Raw genomic sequence first — 24,941 nt, 5'->3', positions numbered from 1 at the left:
GGGGAAAGCTTTCTATGATTTCTTTTAGGAAATGAAACCGCCTGCCCCGGCCCGGGGCAAAATCGATCTTGAAGGAGTGCCGCATGAAATATCTTTCTTCCTTGCTGTGTAGCTGCGCGCTGTTGCTGCCGCTGACCCCGTCCATGGCCGCGCCCATCGATCTGGGCGGCTTGGCCAACTCGGCCAGCCTGGCGATCAAGGCCGCCACCCTGAGCGACGCCGAGGTCATCGATCTGGCCACGCGCTCCTGCGCCGAAATGGACCGCACCAACAAGGTGGCGGCGCCCGGCAGCAAGTACGCCAAGCGCCTGGCGGCGGCGCTCAAGCCGCTCAAGCTGAACACCTTCAACGGCAAACGGCTCGACGCCAAGGTCTACCTAGTGACCGACGTCAACGCCTTCGCCATGGACAATGGCTGCATCCGCGTGTTCGCCGGCCTGATGGACATCATGAACGACGACGAGATCCGCGCCGTGGTCGGCCATGAAATCGGCCACGTGCTGCTGGGCCACTCGAAGAAATCGATGCAGACCGCCTACTCGCTGCAGGCGGCGCGCGGGGCGGCCGGCGCGGTCAGCGGCGCCGCCGCGACGCTGAGCCAGTCGGAGCTGGCCGACCTGGGGCAGAAGTTCCTGCAGGCGCAATTCTCGCAGGCGCAGGAAACCGATGCCGATGACCAGTCCTACGGCATCTTGTTGAAGGAGAGGCTGTCCCGCCAGGGCCTGGTGACGCTGTTCCAGAAGCTGGCCAGGCTGGAAGGGCCCGGGCATGATATGTTCAGCTCCCACCCATCGTCGCCGGACCGGGCGCGGCACATTCAGTCGCGTATCGATAAGGACGGCTAAGGGGGCGGCTAGCTTTCCGTTAGCGTTTGATTTGTCATTCCGGCGCAGGCCGGAATCCATACGCCGCATGCGTCCATGTCATGCAAACGTTCTATGGGTTCCGGCCTGGGCCGGAACGACATCGGCATGAGCTTTGGTGGGCGGCTATTCGCGGATTTCCGGCTCGGTTAGCTGCGCCAGCAGCACCAGCGATTCCTGCCAGCCGAGGTAGCAGGCTTCGACCGGGATCACGGCCGGAATGCCTTCCTGTACCACCTTCATTTCAACGCCGCAGAACACCTCGCGCAGCGTGACGGTGGTCTGCATCTGGCCGGGCAGGTTGGGATCGTCAAACGTGGCAGTGTAGCGCAGCTTCTGGCCCGGCACCAGTTCCAGGTACTCGCCGCCAAACGCGTGGCTGTCGCCGGTGGTGAAATTGGTGAACGACATGCGGTAGGCACCGCCCACCCGCGCGTCCAGCTGGTGCACCTTGCCGATGAAGCCATGCGGCGGCAGCCACTTGGCCAGCGCGTCCGGGTCGAGAAAGGCGCGGTAGACGCGGTCCGGCGTCGCTTTCAGCACGCGTTGCAGTTGTACGGTATTGATGGTCATGATCGATTCCCCTCAAAAAAAGTCAGTGTACCCGGACGACGGACGAGCATAGCGCAAATCGACAGCGCATCGGCTACACTGCTGGCTGAACATAGCCACCAACGGGAAAGAAGCATGGAAAACTACGCGGAATTGCTGGATACGCTGACGCAGCAGGAAAAGGAATTGCAGTTCACCGCCTTCAGCAGCGATACCGCGCTGGCGCTGGGCCTGAAGATCGTGGAGCTGGCCAAGGCGCGGGCCAAGGTCATCACGGTCAACATCACCATCAACGGCAAGGTGCTGTTCCACCACGCGATGCAGGGCGCCTCGGCCGACCAGGCCGACTGGATACGACGCAAGAATAACGTGGTGGCGCGCTTCGGCCGCTGCTCGTTCTACGTCGGCATCGACCACAAGCACCGTGGCGTGTCGTTCGAGGACATCAAATACCTGCCGCCGGTCGATTACGCGGCCAATGGCGGCGCCTTCCCGATCACCATCAAGGACACCGGCATCATCGGCACCGTCACCGTCTCCGGCCTGCGTCAGGCGGAAGACCACGCGCTGGCCATCGAGGCCCTGCGCGCCGTGCTGGCCTGATCAATAGTGCGGTGGGCGCTCGTGCGGAAGCTGGCTGCCGCCGTTGTTCTGCGCCAGGTTGCGCACGTGCTGGGCCAGTGAGGCGCACAACTGCTCCAGCTTGTCGATCTGCTGCTGTTGCTCGTGGATGCGCTGGTTGAGCGAGTCCACCATGTCTTCGGCGTAGGCCAGTTTGATTTCGATGTTGACGAAGCGGTCTTCGGTGTTCATGGTTGTTCCTTGTCGGGTTTGGGCGTGGACAGCAGTTCCTTCATGCGCGCCAGGCGTTCCTTCGGCGTCAGCACTTCGGATTCCTGCGGCACGGCGGTGCCCTCATCCAACTTCATTTCCTTGATAAAGCGCGACGGGTCGCAATGCACCTGCTCGCCCGCGCGCTTGCGTTTCTTGCACCAGGTGATCTTCAGCGTGCGCTGCGCGCGCGTGATGCCGACGTACATCAGGCGCCGCTCCTCCTGCACCCGCGCGGCGATCGATTCGGCCGGCGCGTCGGCGTCGCCCTTGTGCGGCAGGATGCCTTCCTCGCAGCCGACCAGGAACACGTGCGGATACTCCAGCCCCTTCGAGGCGTGCAGCGTCGACATGCGCACCGCGTCCGGGTCCTCATCCTGACCTTCCAGCATCGACATCAACGCCACCATCTGCGTCAGCTCCAATACGTTCTTCTCTTCGCCGTCGCGGTCCTTGCCGCCACGGCCGCGATCCTTCAGCCAGTTGACGAATTCCAGCACGTTCTGCCACTTGCTCTGGGCCGCGCGCTCGTCGAACATATCGTATAAATAGTTTTCATAATTAATCGCCTCCAGCAGGTCATCCAGCACCTGGGCGGCATTGTCGCCACTGCCGGACGGGCCGGGACGGCTGGCACGCGACTCCAGGTTGTTGATGAAGTTGCAGAAGTCGCGCAGCGGCGTCAGTTGGCGCTCGTTCAGCAGCGCCTCGATGCCGCCCTTGAACACCGCCTCGAACAGCGAGCATTGCCACTGGCCCGAGAAGGTGCCCAGCGTTTCCATGGTCGACTGGCCGACGCCGCGGCGCGGCGTGGTCACCGCGCGGATGAAGGCCGGGTCGTCGTCGGTGTTGGCCAGCAGCCGCAGGTAGCTGATGATGTCCTTGATCTCGGCCTTGTCGAAGAACGACTGGCCGCCGGAAATCGTGTACGGAATGCGCTCCTTGCGCAAGGCCTGCTCGATGATGCGCGCCTGGTGGTTGCCGCGATACAGGATCGCGTAGTCCGACCACTTGTTCTTGCGCTCGAAGTGGTCGGCCGAGATCATGATCGCCACCTGGTCGGCCTCGGCATCGTCGTTGGGCATCGACATCACCTGGATCGGCTCGCCCAGCCCGTGCTCGGACCACAGCGATTTCTCGAACAGCTTGGGATTGTTGCCGATGACCGCGTTGGCCGCCTGCAGGATGCGCGTGGTGGAGCGGTAGTTCTGCTCCAGCTTGATCACCTCCAGGTCGGGGAAATCGGTCTGCAGCGTCTTCAGGTTTTCCACCGAGGCGCCGCGCCAGGCGTAGATGGCCTGGTCGTCGTCGCCCACGGCGGTGAACATCGGCTTCTTGCCGATGCCGGTCACCATCAGCTTGACCAGCTCGTACTGGCAGGTGTTGGTGTCCTGGTACTCGTCCATCAGCAGGTAGCGCAGGCGGCGCTGCCACTTGTCGCGGATATTGTCGTTGTTGCGGAACAGCTCCACCGGCAGGCGGATCAGGTCGTCGAAGTCGACCGCCTGGTAGGCCGACAGCGTGGCCACATAGCTGGCGTAGACGCGCGCCGACTGTGCCTCGTCCTCGTCCTTGGCCTGGTTGAGCGCCACCATGGGGTCGACCAGGCCGTTCTTCCACAGCGAGATGTCGGTCTGGATGCGCCGCACCACCTGTTTATCGGTGGTAATGGCCAGGTCCTGGATCAGCGAGCCGCAGTCGTCGCTGTCCATGATGGAGAAGCGGTCCTTGAGGCCGACGCCGTTGGCCTCCTGGCGCAGAATCTTCACGCCCAGCGAGTGGAAGGTCGACACCGTCAGCTGTTTGGCCTGCTTGGGCTGCTTGAGCAGCTTGGCGATGCGCTCCTGCATCTCCAGCGCCGCCTTGTTGGTGAAGGTCAGCGCGGCGATGGTGCGCGGGTCGTAGCCGCGATCCTCGATCAGGTGGGCGATTTTCTGGGTGATCACGCGCGTTTTGCCCGAGCCGGCGCCCGCCAGCACCAGGCAGGGACCATCCAGGTAGGTAACAGCCTGGCTCTGAGGCAAATTAAGGCCGAAAACGGGGACTTTGGTGGACATCGGACGAGGGCTAGTAAAACGGACAAACAGCCCCACATTGTATCAGTCACAGCGGCCGCCACTGATATGCCGCAGGTAGCATAGCTAACAATACGCTAACATGCGGGAATTCCCGGCCACCGCCCCACCTTATATTGGTTGCAATTATGAAATTTGAACACTTAATCGAAGTCAACGACCCGCTGAATCCCCTGATCGACACGCTGAGCGTCAAGCAGGTCTGGGCCGGCCTGGTGCTGCGCGCCGAGTCGCCCAAGCTGTTCGTGCCGCATCTGGACGAGGCCATCATCGACCAGCGCACCGACAACGGCTTCCGCCGCCGCCTGCGCTACGGCGAACTGGTGGTGGAGGACCGGGTGGAGCTGGAGCCGATGCGCCAGGTGCGCTACCGCGTGGCCGCGCAGCAGGACATCGCCGAGTCCAGCCTGACCATGACCATCGAGCAGCCGAACGAGAACGCGCTGTTCGTGCGCTTCCAGTACGAGGACAGCCACGACGCCGCCACCGACGAGGCCAACGCCATGTACGACGAGTTCCGCCGCTCGGCCTACGTCGAGTCGGACATCGACACCATCGGCATGCTGCGCGAGCTGGCGCAGCAGGGCCGGCTGGACGCGATGCTGAACTAAACCACCGCCGCCCGCCCCCACACCTGCGCCATGCGCAGCGGCGGGGCGGCCAGCGCCAGCACCTGGGCGTTGGTCAATACTTCCCGTATCGTATGCAGTTCGTTGCGCGTGTCGCGCTGGAGGAACACGTCCAGCGGCGCGCCGCGCGGCCCCAGCACCGACTCCACGTGCGGCGTGGTCGATTGCAGGCCGCGGCGCGACACCACGCCCACCTCGCCATTGATCATGCGCACCCAGGTGCCGATCGGATAAATGCCCAGCTCGCGGATCACCAGCGACACCAGGTTGGTGTCCAGCGTGGTGCGCGCTTCCAGCAGCATGTCGCGCAGCGCGCCGTTGGCGGTCATCACCGGCTGGTAGTGGCGTTCGGACACGCGGGCGCAGTAGCGGTCGGCCAGCGCCACCAGCTTGGACAGCAGCGGAATCTGCGCGCCGACCTTGCCGTGCGGGTAGCCGGTGCCGTCCTCGTTTTCGTGGTGGTGCAGCACGCAGTCCAGCCAGGCCTCGTCGTTGACGCCGGCGGCGCGCAGCAGTTGCACGCTAAGCGCCGGATGGGCCAGCATGCGGGCGCGGTCGGCCTCGTCCAGCACGGCGCTGCTGTCGTGCCAGCGCTGATGGTGTTCCAGCATGCCGGTGTTCATGGTCAGGGCGGCCAGCGTTACCGTCATGACGTCGTTGCGCGAACGCTGGCGGGCCCGCGCCAGCAACACCGCCACCACGGCCGTGTTGACGCTGTGGCGCGCCGCGTACGGCGCCGCCTGCTGGTTGTGCAAGATGCTGGCGGTGGCGATGTCGGCATTCAGGTCGACGGCGGCGTGCACCAGCAGCGCGATGTCGTCCAGACGGCGGCGGAAGTCGGGCGGCGCCATGCCTTGTGATGCCGCCTGCAGCAGCGTGTGCAGTTCGAGATAGGCCGCGTTGAGCTTGCGCAGCACGGAAGGCGGCTCGGGCGCGGCCTCCGGCGCTTCGCCGTCTTCAAAGACACCGCGCTCGACCAGATACTGGATCTGGTTGGCGCTGGCGATCATATGTCCCTTGCGGACCAGCAAAGCGCCATTTTCACCGTAGACATCCCACGGCAGCAGCATGCCCAGCTTTAAATCGGCCGCTGTCACTTTGCGTATGTTCATTGCTTGATCAAGATACTATCGACGCGGCAGCATACGGTTTTTACGGCCGAGTGTGTAAAATTTTTTGTATCGTTGATTTAACAATAACAATCACGGCGCAGGTGTGCAATCCACGCAAGGACAATCGTGCGCCGGCTCGTTTTTGAGGTGGTGCGCGAGGTCGCGCAGCGCGGTGCGCACGCCTTCCTCCACCACCGGGTGGTAGAACGGCATGTCCAGCATGGCGTCCACCGTCAACCCGGCCTGGACCGCCCACGACAGCAGGTGGCCGAGGTTTTCCGCGCGCGGGCCGATCATTTCGGCGCCGAGGAAGCGGCCGCTCTGGTATTCCGCGTACACGCGCAGCAAGCCCTTGTTTTGCAGCATCACGCGGCTGCGGCCCTGGTTGTGAAACGACACCTGGCCGACGGCGAAGCGGCCGGCGTGCGTGACGCACAGGTCGCTGTAGCTGCTGCCCATGGTGGCGATCTGCGGTTCGGTGAAGGTGATGGCCAGCGGCGTGCGGCGCAGGCCGGGCTGGACGTCCGGGTAGCGCGCGGCATTGTCGCCAGCGATGCGGCCGTGGTCAGCGGCTTCCGGCAATTGCGGACGCTCGTCGTTGGCGTCGCCGGCGATGAAGATGGCGCTGTCGCCACATTGCATCGTTTGCGGGTTGTACAGCGGAATGCCGTGGTGGTCGCGCTGCAGGCCGGTATTTTCCAGCCCCAGCTGGTGCACGTTCGGACGGCGGCCGATGGCCGACAGCAGGTACTCGAAGTGCTCGGTCTGCTGGTCGCCGTTGGCGTCCTCGCTGGTGATGGCCAGGCCGTCACCCTGCGGCTCCACCTTGACGATGCGGGTCTTGAAGCGCACGTCCAGTTCCTCGCGCAGCGCGCTGTGCGCCACGTCCAGCACCGCCGGATCGCTCAGCTGGGCGACACTGACCCCACGGCCAAAGATGGTCACGCGCACGCCGAGGCGGTGCAGCGCCTGCCCCAGTTCCAGTCCGATCACGCCGGTGCCGGCCACCGCCACGGACTGCGGCAGGTCGTCCCAGTCAAACACGGCGTCGCTGTTGATCACGCGCGGACCGGCGGCGCGCCACTCGTCCGGCACGATGGGCGTGGAGCCGGTGGCGATGACGAAGCGTTCAGCCTCGACCAGCGTGTGCTCGTCGACTTGCAGTTGCGTCGGGCTGAGAAAGCGGGCGTGGCCGTGCAGCTTGTCCTCGGCCGGATAGCCGTCGACGCTCTCGACCACGAAGCCGACAAAGCGGTCGCGCTCGCTGCGCACGCGCGCCATCACCGCCTTGCCGTCGATGCGGACCTGGCCGGCATGGACGCCGAAGCCGGACGCCGCCTGCAGCATGTGCGCCGCGTCCGCCGCCGAAATCAGCAGCTTGCTGGGCATGCAGCCCACGCGCGCGCAGGTGGTGCCGTAGACGTTGCCTTCGATCAGCAGCGTCTGTTTGCCGCCGGTCTTGGCGGCGCGATAGCCGGTCATGCCGGCGGTGCCTGCGCCGATGACGGCGACTTCGGTGCGTAGGGTTTTCATGCCGCCAAGTCTACTCCGGATTGCCAATCGTGTTTTACTTCGAAGCAAAACGGTATTAGTATGACTTATCCTTTTCCAATTTTATAAGCCTGACTTATGAACAATCTGGATTATCGGGCGCTGGCCGTGCTGGATGCCGTGGTCAGCCAGGGCAGCTTTGAAAAGGCGGCGCTGGCGCTCGGCATCAGCCAATCGGCCGTGTCCCAGCGCATCAAGGCGCTGGAAGACGCGGCGGGCCGCCTGTTGATCGTGCGCGGCCAGCCGGCGCTGCCGACCGGCTTGGGCCAGCGGCTGGTGTCCCATCACCGCAACGTCAAGCTGATGGAAGCGTCGCTCGATATCGACCTGGGCAACAAGATCAGCATGCCGGAGATTTCTCTGGCGGTGGACGCCGCCAGTCTGGCGACGTGGTTCCCGCTGAGTTTGCAGCCGCTGCTGTCGCCGCCGCGCTGCCAGTTGCACGTGCAGGTGGCGTCCACGGAGATGGCGCTGCACCTGGTGCGCGAGGGCAGCGTGTTTGGCTGCGTGGCGGCCGGCGCGGCGTCGGAGACGCCGGCCAATGGCCCGCAGGTGACGCCGCTGGGGCGCATGCGCTACGTGTGCGTGGCCACCAAGGCGTTTGCCAACCACTGGTTTGGCGATGGTTTTATCGCCGACGCGGTGCAGCTGGCGCCGGCCATGGTCACGGACCGGGACATGATGGGCGGGTTCCTGCACGAGGTGCTGGCGTGGCGCGGGGCTTATCCGCATCACACGCTGCCGCTGTCGGCGGCTTCAAGCGAATGCGTGTTCGGCAGCCTGGCGTATGGCTTGCTGCCGTTGCAGCAGATCGCGTCGGCGCTGGCCGACGAACGGCTGGTGGACCTGGCGCCCGGCCGTTTCGTCGATGTGGCGCTCAGCTGGCACGCGTGGAATCTCGACACGCCATTCACGCGCGCGCTGTCCGAACAAATCGTGGCAACCGCCAGGCGCCACCTGCTATAAGGTCGCACCGGCGAAGGCCGGTGCCCATAGAACGCATGCTCAGCATGGCACCGGCTTTCGCCGGTGCGACGATGCGATGGCTAGATGTCGAGCGGATCGACTTCCAGCGACCACTTCACGCGGCTCTTCATCTCGCGCAGCACCTGCATCCACTCCTTGAGGAACGCCTGCAACGCCGGGCGTGACGGCGACTCCACCAGCAACTGCGCCCGGTCGACGTTATGCACGCGCGTCATCGTCATCGGAATCGGATCATTGATGGTGATGCCCGGATGCTCCATGCAATCGCGCGCCATGCTCAGGAACTCGATCGCCATGGCCAGCTCGCGCGCCTCGGCCCGCAGCAGCGCCTGGAACAGATACGGCGGCAAATCCGCCTGCTCGCGCTCCTCCAGCAAGGCCGACGCAAAGTGATCGTAATCGTGATGCACCACCGCCCCATACAGCGGATGCTGCGGATAGCGCGTCTGAATCAGCACCTCGCTCGGAATGCCGGCCCGTCCGGCGCGGCCGGCCACCTGCATCAGCTGCGCGAACAACCGCTCGCTGGCGCGGTAGTCCTGCGAAAACAGCGCCGTATCCGGATTCATGATCCCCACCAGCGTCAGCTTTTTAAAATCGTGCCCCTTGGCGACCATCTGCGTGCCGACCAGGATATCCACCTCGCCGCGGTGCACGGTATCGAACGCTTCCTGCGCGCTGCCCTTCTTGCGGGTGGAATCGGCGTCAATGCGCAAGATGCGCGCCTCCGGGAACATCGCCTGCAAGCCCTCCTCCACGCGCTGCGTGCCGCGTCCCAGCGGCTGCAGGTCGACATTGCCGCAGGTCGGGCAATGGCGCGGGATGCGCATCTCCAGGCTGCAATGGTGGCAGCGCAGCCGGTGCTCCGGACGATGCAGCACCATGAACGACGTGCAGCGCGTGCACTCGCTGATCCAGCCGCACGACTCGCAGCAGATCACCGGCGCATACCCCCGGCGGTTGAGGAACAACAGCGACTGCTCGCCGCGCTCCAGCCGCTGTTTGATGGCCGCCACCAGTTGCGACGTCAGGCCATCCTTCGGCTTGTCGCGCTCCATGTCGATCAGCTTCACGGTCGGCAGCACGGCATTGCGCACCGCGCGCTCGCGCAGCTCCAGCCGGCGATAGCGGCCCGACTGCGCGTGGTGCCAGCTCTCCAGCGACGGCGTGGCCGATCCCAGCACGATGGGAATCTGCAGCTGCCAGGCGCGCCACACGGCCAGGTCGCGCGCCGAATAGCGCAGGCCTTCCTGCTGCTTGTACGATGGATCGTGCTCCTCGTCGATGACGATCAGCTTCAGATGCGGCAGCGACGACAGGATCGCCAGCCGCGTTCCCAGCACGATGCGCGCCTTGCCTTGGTGCGCCGCCAGCCAGTGCAGCATGCGCTCGCCCTCGGACAGGCTGCTGTGCAAGGTGGCCAGCATCACGCCGGGGAAGCGCGCGCGGATGTTGCCCTCCAGCTGGGGCGTCAGGTTAATCTCCGGCACCAGGATCAGGATCTGGCCATCCGGCTCGCGCGCCAGCACCTGGGCGCAGGCTTGCAGATAGACCTCGGTCTTGCCGCTGCCGGTCACGCCGTACAACAGTGTCGGCTTGAAGCCCTGGGCGCCGCCGATGGCATCAGCGGCTTCCTGCTGCTGCGGATTCAGCGCCGGCATGTTGGACGGCGTGGGATCGTGCGGCGCCTCCAGCTTGGCCAGCTTCTTCAGCGCCCGGTCCAGCGCCACCGTGGTCAGCACGCGCAGGTTCTTGGGCAGGCCGGGCAGGGCCACCTCGCCCAGCGGACGCTGGTAGTAATCGGCGGCAAAGCCGGCCAGCGCCAGCCACTGCGCCGACAAGGGCGACAACTGGCCGCGCACGGCCAGCGCGTCCTTCAACTTATCCACCGGCACATCCGACTCGTCCGCCACGCCGACGATCAGCCCCACCACCTCGCGCCGCGCGAATGGCACCAGCGCCAGTTGGCCCACCTGCGGGCGCTCGGCCGGATCGCCTTGCCAGCGGTAATCAAAAACCGCGTTGAGCGGCGTATCAATGACGATTTGCAGGTAGCAAGGGCGTGGATTATTCATGCTGCACCCTGCAAAAATATCGATGCTGTATGTATCCACAGTTTCTGTGGATAACTTTGTGGACAATGGAATCTTAACCCCCGGAAAGCACGGACATCCAAGTTGGCATCTTCCAAAACCGGGTAAAAATTCAAAATTTTTCCTCTTTAAAATCAGTGACTTGGAAAACGCTTCCTAGGGGAGGAAAATTCGCCATCGCTCGGCGCCAGCTGTGCATAAGTGAAGTATTTACGCGAGATTTTTTTCTGAAATCAAGCATTTTTTTGAACTTATCCACGGCATTGCGGCGCACAAGCGTACCAAATTTTATCCTTATGCTCACACCAAGCTTTGCGGCTTGATAACAAGCTTGGTCAGGGTGTCATTTTTGCCTAAAAATCGTGCAACGCAACATGATTCTCAGCCAAAACGACAATGTTAGGGCTAAGTCACGGTTTACTAAGCCATTTTATTTCTTGTCCACAGTTTTTGTGGATAACTTTGTGGAAAATGGCGAAATAAACTACGTGAAGCTTCATGACAGTGTTTACGGCTTGCTAAACATTGCCCCCTAGGCCATAAATTTTACCGAGTAAAATCAATCACTTACAGATACGCCAAGGGCATGGAAATATGCACTGCCTGTTATTTCCGCAGCAAAAAAAATTGTGCATAAGTCGCTCTGCACACAATAAAAAAGGGCACGCTCCCGAAGGAGACGTGCCCTCGTTCACCAGATCGATCAGGCAGCGCGCTGCGCCTTGCTGTAGCTATGTACCGCCTCCACCATGGCCGCGACGTTTTCCGGCGGCGTGAACTGCGAAATGCCGTGGCCCAGGTTGAATACGTGGCCACTGCCGCTGGCACCCGGCTTGCCGAAGGCGTCCAGCACCTTGTGGACCTCGGCGGTGATCTGGTCCGGGCTGGCGAACAGGATGGCCGGGTCCAGGTTGCCCTGCAGGGCAACCTTATGGCCCACCAGGCGGCGCGCCTCGGTCAGGTTGGCGGTCCAGTCCAGGCCCACGGCGTCGGCGCCGCAGGCGGCGATCTGTTCGATCCAGTGGCCGCCGCCCTTGGTGAAGACGATGGCCGGAATCTTGACGCCATCCTTCTCGCGCTGGAGCAGCGACACCACCTGCTGCATGTACTTGAGCGAGAACTCCTGGTAGGCGCCATCGGCCAGCGCCCCGCCCCAGGAGTCGAAGATCATCACGGCCTGCGCGCCGGCGTCGATCTGCGCGTTCAGGTATTCGGCCACCGCCTTGGCGTTGATGTCCAGGATGTGGCGCATCAGGTCCGGGCGGTTGTACAGCATCTTCTTGATGTTGTGGAATTCGCGCGAGCCTTCGCCTTCCACCATGTAGCAGGCCAGCGTCCACGGGCTGCCGGAGAAGCCGATCAGCGGCACGCGGCCATTCAGCTCGGTGCGGATCTGGGTCACGGCCTTGAACACGTAGTCCAGCGAGCCCGGTTCCGGCATGCGCAGCGCCAGCACATCGGCCTCGGTTTTCAGCGGGCGTTCGAATTTCGGGCCTTCGCCTTCAACAAAGTGCAGGCCCAGGCCCATCGCGTCCGGCACCGTCAGGATGTCGGAGAACAGGATGGCGGCGTCCAGCGGGAAGCGGTCCAGCGGCTGGATGGTGACTTCGGTGGCGTAATCGGGATTGGTGGCCAGGCCCATGAACGACCCGGCCTTGGCGCGGGTGGCGCGGTATTCCGGCAGATACCTTCCGGCCTGGCGCATCAGCCACACGGGAGTGTAGGTGGTGGGCTGGCGCAACAACGCGCGCAGGAAGGTGTCATTCTTGAGCGGAGCAAATTGTGGCATGGAAGGCAATAGTAAACAATCAAACCGGTATTATCGCATCCCACGCCATTTTGCGGATTTAATAAACCGGGGTCAGTGCCGACATTCGGACACGGACTCAGCCATGACATAGCTGAGTCCGTGTCCGAATGTCGGCACTGACCCCGGTTTTTAATCTATTATGCGGTGCACCCGCGCATTGATCTTTCTGGAGCTTTTTATGACTTCGCCTGTTTCTCCGAGCATTGCTGCCTATGGCACCTGGCCGTCGACCATCAGCGCGCAGCGCGTGGCGGCCGGGGCGACGCCGTTGTCGTCGCTGTTGCTGGGCGGGTCAGATGGCAGCGATATCTTCTGGCTGGCCGGCCGCGCGGCGGAGGCGGGCCGCACTACGCTGCTGCGCTACCACGGCGCTACCACCGAGGAGCTGACGCCGGCACCGTTCAATGTCCGCTCGCGGGTGCATGAATACGGCGGCGGCGCCTACGCTGTCGATGGCGAGACGGTGTATTTTTCGCATTTCAAGGACAATTGCGTCTATCAGGTCGCGCCGGGCGCCACGCCGGTGGCGGTAACGCAGGCGGGCATGCAGCGCTTTGCGGACTTGGTCGTGGACCGCGCGCGCCATCGCCTGATCGGCGTGCGTGAGCTGCATGGCGATGACGAACATGCGCAGCCGACCAACACCATCTGCGCGATCAGCCTCGGCGCGGGCGCCGAAACGGTGCTGGTGCAGGGCGCGGACTTTTATTCGTCGCCGCGCCTGTCGCCGGACGGCCGTTCGCTGGCCTGGCTGAGCTGGGACCATCCGCGCATGCCGTGGCAAGGCACCACGCTCTGGCTGGCCGACTTCAACGAAGACGGCACGCTGTCGACGCCGAAACGCATCGCCGGCGGCGCCGAGGAATCCATCTGCCAGCCCGAATGGTCGCCCGACAACCTGCTGCACTTCGTCTCCGACCGCAGCGGCTGGTGGAACCTGTACCGCCTGTGCGCCGACCGCCAGCGCACCGAGGGCCTGTGCCCGATGGAAGCCGAATTCGGCTCCCCGCACTGGACCTTCGGCAACAGCATGTACGGCTTCCGCTCCGCCAGCGAAATCATCTGCACCTACATCGACAAGGGCGTGAGCCGCCTGGCGCGCCTGCGTCCCGGCAGCGGCAAGCTGGAAGCCATCGCCAATCCCTACGAGGAAATCCGCGAACTGCGCGTCGGTAACGGCTACATCGCCATGCTGGCCGGCGGCCCGACCATTCCGATGGAACTGGCGCGCATCGACTTCACCGAAGAAGGCGTCGAAATCCTCGCGCAGTCGATTGAAGACCTGCCGGACGAAGCCAACCTGTCCATCCCCGCCAGCATCAGCTACCCGAGCGCCAACGGCCGCACCGCCCACGCCTTCTACTACGCCCCGCGCAACAAGGACGTGCAGGCGCCGGCGGGCACCAAGCCGCCGGTCATCGTCATCAGCCACGGCGGCCCGACCGGCATGACGGTCAATACGCTCAACCTGAAAACCCAATACTGGACCAGCCGCGGCTTCGGCGTGCTGGATGTGAACTACGGCGGCAGCACCGGCTTTGGCCGCGCCTACCGCGATCTGCTCAAGGGCCAGTGGGGCATCGTCGACGTGGAGGACTGCGTGGCCGGCGCCAAGGCGCTGGTGGAGCGCGGCCTGGTGGACGGCGAGCGCCTGATCATCCGCGGCGGCAGCGCCGGCGGCCTGACCACGCTGTGCGCGCTGACCTTCCACGACGTGTTCAAGGCCGGCGCCAGCTACTACGGCGTCTCCGACCTCAAAGGCCTGGACCAGGACTCGCACAAGTTCGAGTCGCACTACAACGAATACCTGATCGCGCCGAAAGCACAGGCAGACGCGATCTACGCCCAGCGCTCGCCGATCAACCACACCGACAAGCTGTCCCGCCCCATGATCTTCTTCCAGGGCCTGGACGACAAGGTGGTGCCGCCGCAGCAGTCGGAAATGATGGTCGACGCGCTGAAAAAGCGCAGCATTCCGGTCGAATACGTACCGCTGGAAGGCGAAGGCCATGGCTTCCGCAAGGCCGAAAACATCATCCGCACGCTGGAAGCGGAACTGCACTTCTATCAAAACATCTTTAAGCTGAACCACGCATGACCGATCCCAAGCTGCTCGCCGAATTCGACGCGCTGCCCTTCAACGAAAAAGCCATCCTCGCCCTGCTCGCGCTGGTGGGCGAGCCGATGGGCCGCACCGCCATCCTCGATCACCTGCACCACGCGCGCATCGAAGTCGACGAGGACCGTGGCACGCCATATTCCGTGGCCACGCTGGATGATGCGCTGTCCAAGCTGGAGCGGCTGGCCTTCATCAGCGTGGTGACGGGTCGCGGCTTCGTCTGCAATCCCAAGCTGCGCTGGCCGGCGATCCGCTCCGCCATCGGCACCCACGCGATGGAAGACCTGTGCGCGGCCTACGCCGAACTGGTGCCGATGCGCCAGACCTGGAACAGCATGGAGCCGCGCAGCTACCGCGCCGGCATGGCGCGCCTGCGCATGGGTCTTTTGCGCGGCCATGGTCCGCAACAGATCCAGCAGGTGCTGGCGTTCTGCTTGGGCAGCTACGAGGCGGCGCAGTTGCATCCGATCGTCGACATCTTCGGCCGGCCGTTCGAGCCGGGCATGATCGCGCTGGTCAGCCCCCTGCTGCAGGACGATGTGCTGGCGGTGCTGCTGCACAACGCCCAGCACGAACCGGCCGCCGCGCCGGTGATCCGCGAGTTCTGCGAGATGCACATGCAGCGCCGCCACGGCGACGTCAACGCCGAACTGCGCATGGCGATGGCGGAGGACGCGCTGCTGAGCGGCCGCCTGGACGACGCCAAGCGCTATCTGGATAAAACCGCCGGCCCGCAAAGCCAGTACCTCGCCAGCGCCGTCGTGCTGCTGCGCGGCGCCGCCAGCGCCGCCATCATCGGCTTTGACGCCGCACTCAAAACGCTGCGCCGCGACACCGGCAAACGCAAGCAGCTGTTCAGCGGCATGGGCGGCTACCTCTACCTGCTGTCGATGCTGCGCAGCGGCGACGCCAAACACCTGAAGGCGGCCGAGGCCTACCTGGAAATCGCCGTCAAGCAGCCGAAGAATCACGACAGCGCCGTGCACCAGCAGATCGACATGCTGCGTCAGATCCGCGCCGGCATCATGCAGGTGGATGCCATCGCCTCGCTGGCGTGGGAGCCTGGCCTGCAAACGCAGGTGTTCCAGTTCCTGCTGTACTTCTGGCTCTCGCTGCCGCAGCTACAGGAGCGCAAGGAGCAGTTGCAGGAACTGGTGAAGAACGCCGAACGTGCCGGCTACATGTTCATCGCCGGCCAGGCCGCCGCGCTGCTGGGCCAGATGGGCGACAACGACATGCAGACCCACGCGCAGGCGCTGCGCTCGCGCTACGGCTTTCCCGATCTGACCACGTGGTTCGAGCGGCAGGAAGGCTGGCAGCGCCAGCTCACCGCGTTGATGAACCTGCACCAGCCGACCACGCCGGATGCGGCGGGCAGTTCGCGCCTGGTGTGGCTGCTGACCTACGATCCGCGCCACGGCCTGACCGACATCGCGCCGCTGGAGCAGAAGCGCGATGCGCGCGGCCTGTGGAGCAAGGGCCGCGCCGTGGGCCTGAAGCGCCTGCGCTTCGAGTCCGAGCAGTTCGACTTCCTGACGCCGCAGGACATCCGCGCGGCGGAAGCCATCACGGTCGCCCATCGCGGCTACCAGTCCACCGGCCTGACGTACGAGATCGACCCGCAGCGGGCCGCGCCGATGCTGGTCAATCACCCGCTGCTGTTCTGGTCCGACCTGCCGGACATGCGGGTGGAGATGCTGTCCGGCGAGCCGGAACTGCTGGTCAAGCGCAGCCCCGGCAACCTGGAACTGCGCCTGCAGCCCCCCATCCCGGACGATAACTCGTCGGTGGTCATCAGCAAGGAGACGCCAACCCGCCTGCGCGTGGTGAACATCCTCGACGAGCACCGCAAGATCGCCGCCATCGTCGGCGATGCGCTCAACGTGCCGGCGCATGCGGAAGAACAGGTGCTGTCGGCCATCAGCGCCATCTCGTCGCTGGTGACGGTGCAGTCGGACATCGGCGGCGCCGCGCCGGACATGGAGCAGATGGACGCCGACACGCGCCTGCACCTGCACCTGCTGCCCTACCAGCACGGCCTGAAGATGCAGATCCTGGTGCGCCCGCTGGTCAACGGCGCCTACTACAAGCCGGGCGACGGCGCCGACAGCGTGCTCGCCGACATCGGCGGCAAGCCGGTGCAGGCGCGCCGCAAGCTGATCGACGAACGCGATGCGGAGCGCGACCTGATCTCGCGCTGCCCGGTGCTGGAATCGGCTGAACATGAACACGGCGAATGGTTGCTGGGCCAACCGGCGCTGTGCCTGCAACTGCTGGTCGAACTGCAGGCGCTGGACCCGGCCAGCATCGTCATCGCCTGGCCAGAGGGCGAGAGCTTCCGCGTGACCAACAAGGTGGAATCGAAGCATCTGCGCTTGGCCATCAAGAGCAACAAGGACTGGTTTGCCGCCAGCGGCGAGTTGCAGGTGGACGAGGGCAAGGTCATCGACCTGCGCACGCTGCTGGAGATGATGGAGAAGAGCCAGGGCCGCTTCGTCGAACTGGGCGAGAACCGCTACCTGGCGCTGACCGAGGAACTGTATCGCCGCCTGCAGGAGGTAACGGCCTACGGCGAGATCACCGCCGACGGCGTGCGCCTGCATCCGCTGGCGTCGTTCGCGCTGGAGGAACTGGCCGACGACGTGGGCGGCCTCAAATCCGACAAGCTGTGGAAAGAGCACCTGGCGCGCATGCAGGCGCAGACGACTTTCGAGCCGCAGCTGCCAAGCACCCTGCAGGCGGAGCTGCGCGACTATCAGGTGGAAGGCTACAACTGGCTGTCGCGCCTTGCGCATTGGGGCGTGGGCGCCTGCCTGGCCGACGACATGGGCCTCGGCAAAACGCTGCAGGCACTGGCGCTGATCCTGTCGCGCGCGCAGCAAGGACCAACGCTGGTGATCGCGCCAACCTCGGTCTGCATGAACTGGATGAGCGAAGCCGCGCGCTTCGCGCCGACGCTGAACATGCGGCTGTTCGGCCCCGGCGACCGCGCCGAACAACTCAACAACCTGCACGGCTACGACGTGGTGGTGACCAGCTACGGCCTGCTGCAACTGGAATCCGCCCTGTTCTCCAAGGTGCACTGGAACACCATCGTGCTGGACGAGGCGCAGGCCATCAAGAACGCTGCCACCAAGCGCTCCGCCGCCGTGATGGCGCTGAAGGGCGACTTCCGCATGGCCGTCACCGGCACGCCGCTGGAGAATCACCTGGGCGAGTTGTGGAACCTGTTCCGCTTCATCAATCCGGGCCTGCTGGGCAGCATCGAGCAATTCAACCTGCGCTTCGCCGCGCCGATCGAGAAGCCGCAGGACCACCGCGCCGAACTGGGGGCGCGCAAGCGGCTGCGCCGCCTGATCCAGCCGTTCATCCTGCGCCGGACCAAGTCGCAGGTGCTGACCGAGCTGCCGTCGCGCACCGAGATCACGCTGGAAGTCGACCTGTCGCCGGACGAAACGGCGCTGTACGAATCGCTGCGCCGCGCCGCGCTGGAAAACCTGGAAAAGGTCGAGGGACCGGCCGAGAAAAAGTCGATCCAGATCCTGGCCGAGATCATGAAGCTGCGCCGCGCCTGCTGCAATCCCAACCTGATCGCACCGGAGCTGGAGCTGGCCAGCAGCAAGCTGGCGGCTTTCGCGCACCTGCTGGAAGGGCTGCTGGAGAACAAGCACAAGGTGCTGGTATTCAGCCAGTTCGTCGACCACCTGGCGTTGATCCGCGAGCATCTGGACGAACAGGGCGTCAGCTACCAGTACCTCGACGGCTCGACCTCGATGGCCGACCGCAAGAAACGCGTCGACGCCTTCCAGGGCGGCGAGGGCGACGTGTTCCTGATTTCGCTGAAGGCCGGCGGCGTCGGCATCAACCTGACGGCGGCCGACTACGTGATCCACATGGACCCGTGGTGGAATCCGGCGGTGGAAGACCAGGCCTCGGACCGCGCGCACCGCATGGGCCAGCTGCGGCCGGTCACCATCTACCGCCTGGTGGCGCGCCACACCATCGAGGAGGGCATCGTCGACCTGCACCAGCACAAGCGCGACCTGGCCGACAGCCTGCTGGAGGGCAGCGATGTCAGCGGCCGCATGTCGGCGTCCGAGATGCTGGCCATGCTGCAGGAAGGCCTGAAAAAGTAGGCGGAACTTCATGCGGCCTGGCGCGTCTTAGTGTGAGGGCGCCAGCCGGCGTCCATCACCGGGAGAAGCCACATGAAAACCATTGCTGACGTGATGAGCCGCGACGTGACCAGCGTGTCGCCTGCCGACCCGATCCGCCGCGCCGCCGAACTGATGGACGACCTCGACGTCGGCGCGCTGCCGGTCACCGACGGCCAGCGCCTGGTCAACTGAAACGGACGACAGCAAGACCGCGCACACCTTGCTGGAAATTTCATCGCCGGTGCCGGTGGGGCAGGCGCCGACCTCGATTTGATTGACGATCAGGAAACCGAAATTCCTTTTGCTTAATGTTTTGTCTTGTATCGAGCGCTCTCAAGCGGTCGGATTAGTGATAATCTCCACCGCTTCAGACACAAGGCTGCACATGATGATCAAGACAACATTCGCACTGGCTGCGCTGATGGCGGCACTGGCCGCCGCGCCAGCCGGCGCCGCGACCCACCACCACAAAGCCGCGCCAACCAAGAAGAGCGGCGCCAAGGCCAGTACCTCCAAGGCCAAGAGCACCAAATCTGCCGTCAAGTCCGCCAAGGGCGGCAAGGGCAAGACCGCCAGCGCCAGGGCGACCGGCAAGACGCGCGGCGCGGTGGCCGCCGCTGCCGCCGTGCCGGCGCTGAAGGTGGCGTCGGACCGCTGGGCCGACCGCCAGTTCGACAACCTCAGCAACCAGTTCCTCAACGCGCTGTGGCGCATCGATTCGGAAAGCGCGATCTACGCCGGCAAGTACGACACCGCCGCCGTGCTGACCGTGCCCAGCAAGGACGAGCGCGACAAGGAACTGGCCTTCATCAACGACTGGCTGCAGCGCTTTGGCGCGGTCAAGACCAACCAGCTGTCGGCCAAGCAGCGCACCGACCTGGGCATGCTGGTCAACAAGCTGGAGGCCGACCGCTGGCGCCTGACCACGCTGCGCGAGTGGGAGTGGAATCCAGCCAGCTACAACGTCGCCGGGCCGATCGACCTGGTGCTGCATACCGAGTACGCGGCGCAGCCGCAGCGCCTGCGCACGCTGCTGAAGCGCATCGCCAGCATTCCGGCCTATTACGACGCGGCGCGCGCCAACATCGTCAATCCGACGCGCGAGCATACGCGCCTGGCCATCGCCCAGGCGCCCGGCGTGCAGGCGCTGCTGACCGAGGTCGACAAGGTGGCCCAGGCGTCGATCCTGACGCCGGTGGAGAAGCAACTGTACACGCAGCGCGTCAACGCGGCGCTGACGGCCATCGACAACTATGTCGCTTTCCTGACCGAGATGGACAAGCAGATGGATACCCGCGGCCGCCGCACTTTCCGTCTGGGCAAAGAGCTGTATGAGCAGAAGTTTGCCTACGATATCCAGTCGGGCAGCACCGCCGAGCAAACCTATCAAAAGGCGCTGGCGGCGCGCGAGGAATTGCTGGCGAATATGGACAAGCTGTCCGACGAACTGTGGGACAAGACCATGGGCAGCACCGCCAAGCCGAGCGACCGCTTTGCCAAGATCGGCATGGTGATCGACAAGCTGTCCGAGCGCCATGTGGCGCGCGAGGAGTTCGTCAACGAGATCAAGCGCCAGATTCCGGTGCTGCAGGATTGGGTGGTCAGCCATAACCTGCTGACGCTGGACCCGAACAAGCCGCTGGAGGTGCGCGCGACGCCGGCGTACGCGGCCGGCGTGGCCGGCGCCAGCATCGATGCGCCGGGGCCATATCGTCCGCAGGACCGCACCTTCTACAACGTGACGCCGCTGGATGGCGCGACGCCGGAAGCGGCCGAGAGCAGCCTGCGCGAGTACAACTACTGGATACTGCAGATCCTGAATATCCACGAGGCGATTCCGGGCCACTATGCGCAGCTGGTGTACGCCAACCGGTCGCCGTCGATCGTCAAGTCGATCTTTGGCAATGGCGCGATGGTGGAGGGCTGGGCGGTGTATGGCGAGCGCATGATGCTGGAGTCCGGCTATGGCGACAACGCGCCGGAGATGTGGCTGATGTGGTCGAAGTGGAATCTGCGCAGCGTGACCAATACCATCCTCGATTACAGCGTGCATGTGCTGGGCATGACGGAGGAGCAGGCCATTGATCTGCTGACGCGCCAGGCGTTCCAGACGCGCAGCGAGGCGGTGGAGAAGTGGCACCGGGTGCAGGTGTCGTCGGTGCAGCTGACCAGCTATTTCAGCGGCTACAGCGAGATCATGGAATTGCGCGAGCAGCGCAAGCAGCAACTGGGCGCCAGCTTCAACCTGAAGCAATTCCACGAGCAATTCCTCAGCTACGGCAGCGCGCCGGTGCGGGTGATCAAGGGTTTGATGACGCAGTAGTCTTGGGTTCGCTCAAACGGATGGGCAGGTGATTCGATACGACGGGGAACGGCTGTACGTCAGCCGTTTTCTGTTACGATCAAATCGGGGAGGTGCCATGAACATGCCGATCAAATTCGACACCCTGCAGTACACCAGAAGCCTGATTGAAGCAGGCATCCCACCAGACCAGGCCGAAGCGCAAGCCCAGGCGCTCACGCAGGCCATGGACGAAGCCACGGTCGCGCCAAGCGAGCTGGTGCTGCTGCGCACAGACATGATCGTCCGCATCGAAATGCTGCGTACAGACATGACTGCGCGTAATCAGGTTTTTTCTTCTTCCGGCGCGGTGGACATGCGCACGAACAGCGGCGCCACCAGCAGGCCCAGTTCAAACAGCAGGCACATCGGAATCGCCAGCGAGAACATCGACACCGCATCCGGCGGCGTCACAATCGCCGCCACCACGAAGGCGCCGACGATCGCGTAAGGACGGATCTCCTTCAGCTTGGCCACGCTCACCAGGCCCATGCGCACCAGGATCACCACCACCACCGGCACCTCGAACGTCGCGCCAAACGCCAGGCACATCGACATCACGAAATCCAGGTAGTTTTCAATGTCCGGCGTGACCGCGATCGACTGCGGCGAGAACTCGGAAATGAACTGGAACACCCGGCCAAACACCAGGAAATAGCAGAACGCCACGCCCGACATGAACAGCACCGACGACGAGATCACCAGCGGCGCGATCAGCCGCTTCTCATGCGCGTACAGGCCCGGCGCCACGAATGCCCACAGCTGATACAGCACCCACGGCAGCGAGATGATGATGGCGATCACCAGCGTCACCTTCATCGGCACCAGGAACGGCGAAATCACCCCGGTGGCGATCATCTTCGACCCGGTCGGCAGCGAGCGTATCATCGGCTCGGCGATGATGTCGTAGATGTGCGAAGGCCCCGGCCAGATCATCAAGCCGATGCAAACCAGCGCAATGCCGATCGACGCCTTGACCAAGCGGTCGCGCAGTTCGATCAGGTGAGAGATAAAGGTCTCTTCGCCCTGGGTAGGAGTAGTCATTTAATAAAACGAGCTGTTGGTGGTGCCACGCGGACGGAAACGCGCCACGCGCGCCGCGCCCGAGGTCACGTGCGTCTTGCCGCCATGGCGCTGCTTGTACCAGTTGGGAATGGCCGAATTGCGCACCAGCTTCTTGCGGCGGAACTCGCGCGCCTTGCGCGCCAGGTCATCGGTGGTGGCGCTGTTGAACGCGGCGGCGGCGGTGTACGACGAGCCGCTGTCCGTCACCGACGACAACAGGTCATCCGACGCCTCGCGGAACGCGCCCTCGACCTCGGCCACGTTTTGCGAAATCGAATTCTCCACGTCGGTCTTCATGGCCTGGGCGGCGTCCTGCACTTCCTTCTGCAGGTTGCGCAGCTCCTCCAGCTCGATTTCGCGCGTGACTTCGGACTTGACGTCATTCAGGTAGCGCTGCGCGCGGCCATACAGCGTGCCGGCCATGCGCGCCACCTTGGGCAGCTTCTCCGGACCGATCACGACCAGCGCAATCACGCCGATGACAGCAAGTTTGGTAAGACCGAGATCGATCATAAGAAGCGCGGATTACTTCTTCTCTTTTGCGTCGACGTCGATGGTGCCAGGCGCCGGGGCGGCTGGTTTCTCTTCGTCGGTGCCCTTCACGCCATCCTTGAAGCCCTTGACGGCCTTGCCGATGTCCGAGCCCATATTGCCCAGTTTCTTGGTGCCGAACACCAGCATGACGATTACCAGAACGATCAGCCAGTGCCAAATACTAAAAGAACCCATCATCTTCCCCTTGCGGAGCGCGTGCGCCCCAGATTTATTCGTTGATTCCCAGAACTACGGCGATAGTATACGCGAAGCGCAGTCTGTCAGGTAAATAAGGCCGGTCCGGCGCGATTCAACGCTGTCCGCGCCACGGATGCGGGCCGCCGATCACGTGCAGGTGCACATGGTACACCTCCTGGCCGCCATCCGGCCCACTGTTAATCAGCGTCTTGAAGCCACCCGACGGCTTACCCTCAGCATCATAGCTGACCGCGCAGCCGTTTTCCCCTGCCAGACGGGGTGCCAGCGCCAACATTTTGCCCAGCAGCGCCGGCTCCGCCGCCGCATCCTGCAGCGTCGAGAAATGTTTCTTCGGAATCACCAGCAGGTGCACCGGCGCGGCCGGGTTGATGTCCTTAAAGGCCAGCAACTCGTCGTCTTCGTACACGGTGGTGGAGGGGATTTTCTTTTCAGCTATTTTGCAAAAGATGCAGTTTTCCACGCGGGGCTCCGGTTAATCTGTGCGGGACGCTTTTTCCTCGATGCCGGACACGCCCTCGCGGCGCGCCAGTTCATCGAGCACCTGCTGCGGCTTCAGGTCGAACTGGGCCAGCAGCACCAGCGTATGGAACCACAAGTCGGCCACTTCGTACAGCACCTTGCCGCTGTCGCCGCCGGCGCGCGCATCCTTGGCGGCCATGACGGTCTCGGTGGCCTCCTCACCGATCTTTTTCAGGATGGCGTCGTCGCCCTTGCTGAACAGCTTGGAGGTGTAGGAGGTGGCGGGGTCGCCGCCGTTGGCCAGCTTGCGCGATTCGATCACGCCGGCCAAACGGTCCAGGATGGTGCTCATTTGCCTGCCTTGTAAATATCGGATGGATCTTTCAGCACTGGCTCGGTGTTCTGCCAGTCGCCTTCCTGGGCATCGCCCTCGAATTTCTGGAAGAAGCAGGAGTGGCGGCCGGTGTGGCAGGCGATGCCGCCGGCCTGCTCGATCTTCAGCAGGATTACGTCCTCGTCGCAGTCCAGCCGCACCTCCAGCACCTTCTGCACGTGGCCGGACTCCTCGCCCTTGTGCCACAGCTTCTTGCGCGAGCGGCTCCAGTACACGGCCTCGCCCAGCTCGACCGTCTTGGCCAGCGCCTCGCGGTTCATCCAGGCGAACATCAGCACGTCGTTGGTGCCGGCCTCCTGGGCGATCACCGGCACCAGGCCGTGCTCGTCCCATTTGACTTTCTTCAGCCACGCGGCCTTCGGTTGCACCGGTGCGTTCATGCCGCCACCCCATCCAGGCGCATCGGGATGCCCTGCTGCGCCATGAAGCGCTTGGCTTCCTGCACCGTGTGTTGGCCGTAGTGGAAGATGCTGGCCGCCAGCACCGCGTCGGCCTTGCCCAGCTTGACGCCGTCGGCCAGGTCCTGCAGGCCGCCGACGCCGCCCGAGGCGATCACCGGAATGCTGATGGCGTCGGACACGCCGCGCGTCAGGCCGAGGTCGAAGCCGGACTTGGTGCCGTCCCTGTCCATGCTGGTCAGCAGGATCTCGCCGGCGCCCAGCTGTTCCATTTTCTTTGCCCACTCGATGGCGTCGATGCCGGTGGCCTTGCGGCCGCCGTGGGTGAACACTTCCCACTTGCCGGGCGCGGTCTGCTTGGCGTCGATGGCCACCACGATGCACTGCGAGCCATGCTTTTGCGAGGCCTCGTACACCAGCTGCGGATTCGACACCGCCGACGAGTTCATGCTGACCTTGTCGGCGCCGGCGTTCAGCAGGCGGCGCACATCGGCCACCTCGCGCACGCCGCCGCCCACCGTCAGCGGAATGAACACCTGCGACGCCACCGCCTCGATGATGTCGAGGATCAGGCCGCGGTTGTCGCTGGTGGCGGTGATGTCGAGGAAGGTCAGTTCATCGGCGCCCTGCTCGTCGTAGCGGCGGGCGATTTCCACCGGGTCGCCGGCGTCGCGCAGCTCGGTGAAGTTGACGCCTTTGACGACGCGGCCGTCGGTCACGTCGAGGCAGGGGATGATGCGTTTGGCCAGCAT

General features: G+C 64.2%; 22 protein-coding genes. 8 read left to right on the top strand and 14 right to left on the bottom strand.

Annotated elements, in window-relative coordinates; all coding sequences use genetic code 11:
- The first annotated feature begins 83 nt into the window (after window positions 1-83).
- The gene (locus FHW58_RS19530; RefSeq protein ID WP_179674842.1) at window positions 84-845 is read left to right on the top strand and encodes a M48 family metalloprotease; all 762 of its coding nucleotides are present in this window, start codon (window positions 84-86) and stop codon (window positions 843-845) included.
- A 144-nt stretch (window positions 846-989) separates the two neighbouring features.
- Here FHW58_RS19530 and FHW58_RS19525 read toward each other — a convergent pair whose 3' ends face one another.
- Window positions 990-1,436: an SRPBCC family protein gene (locus tag FHW58_RS19525; RefSeq protein ID WP_179674841.1), complete on the bottom strand. Its 447-nt coding sequence runs from the start codon at window positions 1,434-1,436 to the stop codon at window positions 990-992.
- 114 nt (window positions 1,437-1,550) lie between these two features.
- On the opposite strand from FHW58_RS19525, the gene FHW58_RS19520 reads away from it, so the two are divergent.
- On the top strand, window positions 1,551-2,018 hold the full coding sequence (locus tag FHW58_RS19520; protein WP_179674840.1) for a heme-degrading domain-containing protein: 468 nt from the start codon (window positions 1,551-1,553) through the stop codon (window positions 2,016-2,018).
- Here the strand turns inward: FHW58_RS19520 and FHW58_RS19515 are convergent, their stop codons facing one another.
- Together FHW58_RS19515 and FHW58_RS19510 are read right to left on the bottom strand one after the other, a co-directional pair.
- Window positions 2,019-2,228, bottom strand: coding sequence for a SlyX family protein (locus FHW58_RS19515; RefSeq protein WP_179674839.1), 210 nt, complete (start codon window positions 2,226-2,228; stop codon window positions 2,019-2,021).
- A complete protein-coding gene (locus tag FHW58_RS19510) occupies window positions 2,225-4,303 on the bottom strand; it encodes a UvrD-helicase domain-containing protein (RefSeq protein WP_179674838.1) in 2,079 nt (692 codons plus the stop codon). The genes FHW58_RS19515 and FHW58_RS19510 overlap by 4 nt, the downstream gene beginning before the upstream one ends.
- A gap of 146 nt (window positions 4,304-4,449) precedes the next feature.
- On the opposite strand from FHW58_RS19510, the gene FHW58_RS19505 reads away from it, so the two are divergent.
- Window positions 4,450-4,932: an SRPBCC family protein gene (locus tag FHW58_RS19505; protein WP_179674837.1), complete on the top strand. Its 483-nt coding sequence runs from the start codon at window positions 4,450-4,452 to the stop codon at window positions 4,930-4,932.
- On the opposite strand, the gene FHW58_RS19500 is transcribed toward FHW58_RS19505, so the two are convergent.
- Together FHW58_RS19500 and FHW58_RS19495 are read right to left on the bottom strand one after the other, a co-directional pair.
- Complete coding sequence (locus FHW58_RS19500) at window positions 4,929-6,062, bottom strand: HD-GYP domain-containing protein (RefSeq protein WP_229265406.1); 1,134 nt, start codon at window positions 6,060-6,062, stop codon at window positions 4,929-4,931. The two genes, FHW58_RS19505 and FHW58_RS19500, sit on opposite strands and share 4 nt — an antisense overlap.
- 90 nt (window positions 6,063-6,152) lie before the next feature.
- Complete coding sequence (locus FHW58_RS19495) at window positions 6,153-7,595, bottom strand: dihydrolipoyl dehydrogenase (RefSeq protein ID WP_179674836.1); 1,443 nt, start codon at window positions 7,593-7,595, stop codon at window positions 6,153-6,155.
- 96 nt (window positions 7,596-7,691) lie between these two features.
- On the opposite strand from FHW58_RS19495, the gene FHW58_RS19490 reads away from it, so the two are divergent.
- A complete protein-coding gene (locus FHW58_RS19490; protein WP_179674835.1) occupies window positions 7,692-8,579 on the top strand; it encodes an ArgP/LysG family DNA-binding transcriptional regulator in 888 nt (295 codons plus the stop codon).
- An 80-nt stretch (window positions 8,580-8,659) separates the two neighbouring features.
- Here the strand turns inward: FHW58_RS19490 and FHW58_RS19485 are convergent, their stop codons facing one another.
- Complete coding sequence (locus FHW58_RS19485; RefSeq protein WP_179674834.1) at window positions 8,660-10,675, bottom strand: primosomal protein N'; 2,016 nt, start codon at window positions 10,673-10,675, stop codon at window positions 8,660-8,662.
- A 721-nt stretch (window positions 10,676-11,396) separates the two neighbouring features.
- The gene (hemE, locus tag FHW58_RS19480; protein ID WP_179674833.1) at window positions 11,397-12,482 is read right to left on the bottom strand and encodes a uroporphyrinogen decarboxylase; all 1,086 of its coding nucleotides are present in this window, start codon (window positions 12,480-12,482) and stop codon (window positions 11,397-11,399) included.
- Between the two features lie 199 nt (window positions 12,483-12,681).
- On the opposite strand from hemE, the gene FHW58_RS19475 reads away from it, so the two are divergent.
- From FHW58_RS19475 to FHW58_RS19460, 4 genes are all read left to right on the top strand, one after another.
- Window positions 12,682-14,601 (top strand): S9 family peptidase, encoded by a 1,920-nt coding sequence (locus FHW58_RS19475; protein ID WP_179674832.1) that lies wholly within the window; start codon window positions 12,682-12,684, stop codon window positions 14,599-14,601.
- Window positions 14,598-18,758 (top strand): DEAD/DEAH box helicase, encoded by a 4,161-nt coding sequence (locus FHW58_RS19470; protein ID WP_179674831.1) that lies wholly within the window; start codon window positions 14,598-14,600, stop codon window positions 18,756-18,758. Before FHW58_RS19475 ends, FHW58_RS19470 begins: the two co-directional genes overlap by 4 nt.
- Window positions 18,759-18,830: 72 nt before the next feature.
- The gene (locus FHW58_RS19465) at window positions 18,831-18,971 is read left to right on the top strand and encodes a CBS domain-containing protein (RefSeq protein WP_179674830.1); all 141 of its coding nucleotides are present in this window, start codon (window positions 18,831-18,833) and stop codon (window positions 18,969-18,971) included.
- A 196-nt stretch (window positions 18,972-19,167) separates the two neighbouring features.
- Window positions 19,168-21,102 carry a DUF885 domain-containing protein gene (locus FHW58_RS19460; protein ID WP_179674944.1) on the top strand — a complete coding sequence of 645 codons (1,935 nt, stop codon included), beginning with the start codon at window positions 19,168-19,170 and terminating at the stop codon, window positions 21,100-21,102.
- 303 nt (window positions 21,103-21,405) lie between these two features.
- Here the strand turns inward: FHW58_RS19460 and tatC are convergent, their stop codons facing one another.
- The 7 genes from tatC to hisF all read right to left on the bottom strand — a co-directional run bounded on the left by tatC (window position 21,406) and on the right by hisF (window position 24,941).
- A complete protein-coding gene (gene tatC, locus FHW58_RS19455; protein WP_179674829.1) occupies window positions 21,406-22,164 on the bottom strand; it encodes a twin-arginine translocase subunit TatC in 759 nt (252 codons plus the stop codon).
- Window positions 22,165-22,698: a Sec-independent protein translocase protein TatB gene (gene tatB, locus FHW58_RS19450; protein WP_179674828.1), complete on the bottom strand. Its 534-nt coding sequence runs from the start codon at window positions 22,696-22,698 to the stop codon at window positions 22,165-22,167.
- 12 nt (window positions 22,699-22,710) lie between these two features.
- Complete coding sequence (gene tatA, locus FHW58_RS19445; protein ID WP_179674827.1) at window positions 22,711-22,914, bottom strand: Sec-independent protein translocase subunit TatA; 204 nt, start codon at window positions 22,912-22,914, stop codon at window positions 22,711-22,713.
- A 115-nt stretch (window positions 22,915-23,029) separates the two neighbouring features.
- The gene (locus FHW58_RS19440; protein WP_179674826.1) at window positions 23,030-23,398 is read right to left on the bottom strand and encodes a histidine triad nucleotide-binding protein; all 369 of its coding nucleotides are present in this window, start codon (window positions 23,396-23,398) and stop codon (window positions 23,030-23,032) included.
- 12 nt (window positions 23,399-23,410) lie between these two features.
- A complete protein-coding gene (locus FHW58_RS19435; protein ID WP_179674825.1) occupies window positions 23,411-23,749 on the bottom strand; it encodes a phosphoribosyl-ATP diphosphatase in 339 nt (112 codons plus the stop codon).
- Entirely contained in the window at window positions 23,746-24,171 is a 426-nt protein-coding gene (gene hisI / locus FHW58_RS19430) for a phosphoribosyl-AMP cyclohydrolase (protein WP_179674824.1), read from the bottom strand. Before hisI ends, FHW58_RS19435 begins: the two co-directional genes overlap by 4 nt.
- Window positions 24,168-24,941, bottom strand: a complete 774-nt coding sequence (gene hisF, locus FHW58_RS19425) for an imidazole glycerol phosphate synthase subunit HisF (protein ID WP_179674823.1) — start codon at window positions 24,939-24,941, stop codon at window positions 24,168-24,170. The genes hisI and hisF overlap by 4 nt, the downstream gene beginning before the upstream one ends.

Origin of the sequence: Duganella sp. 1224 (assembly GCF_013408245.1) — a bacterium.
Taxonomy (GTDB): Bacteria; Pseudomonadota; Gammaproteobacteria; order Burkholderiales; family Burkholderiaceae_D; genus Rugamonas.
Note: the sequence above shows the minus strand (reverse complement) of the source record. Positions and strands in the feature narration are given on the sequence as shown.

Excerpts from the sequence above, each read along its gene's own strand:
- FHW58_RS19530 (WP_179674842.1), top strand. The coding sequence starts at position 84 with ATGAAATATCTTTCTTCCTTGCTGTGTAGCTGCGCGCTGTTGCTGCCG.
- FHW58_RS19525 (WP_179674841.1), bottom strand. The coding sequence starts at position 1,436 with ATGACCATCAATACCGTACAACTGCAACGCGTGCTGAAAGCGACGCCG.
- FHW58_RS19520 (WP_179674840.1), top strand. The coding sequence starts at position 1,551 with ATGGAAAACTACGCGGAATTGCTGGATACGCTGACGCAGCAGGAAAAG.
- FHW58_RS19515 (WP_179674839.1), bottom strand. The coding sequence starts at position 2,228 with ATGAACACCGAAGACCGCTTCGTCAACATCGAAATCAAACTGGCCTAC.
- FHW58_RS19510 (WP_179674838.1), bottom strand. The coding sequence starts at position 4,303 with ATGTCCACCAAAGTCCCCGTTTTCGGCCTTAATTTGCCTCAGAGCCAG.
- FHW58_RS19505 (WP_179674837.1), top strand. The coding sequence starts at position 4,450 with ATGAAATTTGAACACTTAATCGAAGTCAACGACCCGCTGAATCCCCTG.
- FHW58_RS19500 (WP_229265406.1), bottom strand. The coding sequence starts at position 6,062 with ATGAACATACGCAAAGTGACAGCGGCCGATTTAAAGCTGGGCATGCTG.
- FHW58_RS19495 (WP_179674836.1), bottom strand. The coding sequence starts at position 7,595 with ATGAAAACCCTACGCACCGAAGTCGCCGTCATCGGCGCAGGCACCGCC.
- FHW58_RS19490 (WP_179674835.1), top strand. The coding sequence starts at position 7,692 with ATGAACAATCTGGATTATCGGGCGCTGGCCGTGCTGGATGCCGTGGTC.
- FHW58_RS19485 (WP_179674834.1), bottom strand. The coding sequence starts at position 10,675 with ATGAATAATCCACGCCCTTGCTACCTGCAAATCGTCATTGATACGCCG.
- hemE (WP_179674833.1), bottom strand. The coding sequence starts at position 12,482 with ATGCCACAATTTGCTCCGCTCAAGAATGACACCTTCCTGCGCGCGTTG.
- FHW58_RS19475 (WP_179674832.1), top strand. The coding sequence starts at position 12,682 with ATGACTTCGCCTGTTTCTCCGAGCATTGCTGCCTATGGCACCTGGCCG.
- FHW58_RS19470 (WP_179674831.1), top strand. The coding sequence starts at position 14,598 with ATGACCGATCCCAAGCTGCTCGCCGAATTCGACGCGCTGCCCTTCAAC.
- FHW58_RS19465 (WP_179674830.1), top strand. The coding sequence starts at position 18,831 with ATGAAAACCATTGCTGACGTGATGAGCCGCGACGTGACCAGCGTGTCG.
- FHW58_RS19460 (WP_179674944.1), top strand. The coding sequence starts at position 19,168 with ATGATCAAGACAACATTCGCACTGGCTGCGCTGATGGCGGCACTGGCC.
- tatC (WP_179674829.1), bottom strand. The coding sequence starts at position 22,164 with ATGACTACTCCTACCCAGGGCGAAGAGACCTTTATCTCTCACCTGATC.
- tatB (WP_179674828.1), bottom strand. The coding sequence starts at position 22,698 with ATGATCGATCTCGGTCTTACCAAACTTGCTGTCATCGGCGTGATTGCG.
- tatA (WP_179674827.1), bottom strand. The coding sequence starts at position 22,914 with ATGGGTTCTTTTAGTATTTGGCACTGGCTGATCGTTCTGGTAATCGTC.
- FHW58_RS19435 (WP_179674825.1), bottom strand. The coding sequence starts at position 23,749 with ATGAGCACCATCCTGGACCGTTTGGCCGGCGTGATCGAATCGCGCAAG.
- hisI (WP_179674824.1), bottom strand. The coding sequence starts at position 24,171 with ATGAACGCACCGGTGCAACCGAAGGCCGCGTGGCTGAAGAAAGTCAAA.
- hisF (WP_179674823.1), bottom strand. The coding sequence starts at position 24,941 with ATGCTGGCCAAACGCATCATCCCCTGCCTCGACGTGACCGACGGCCGC.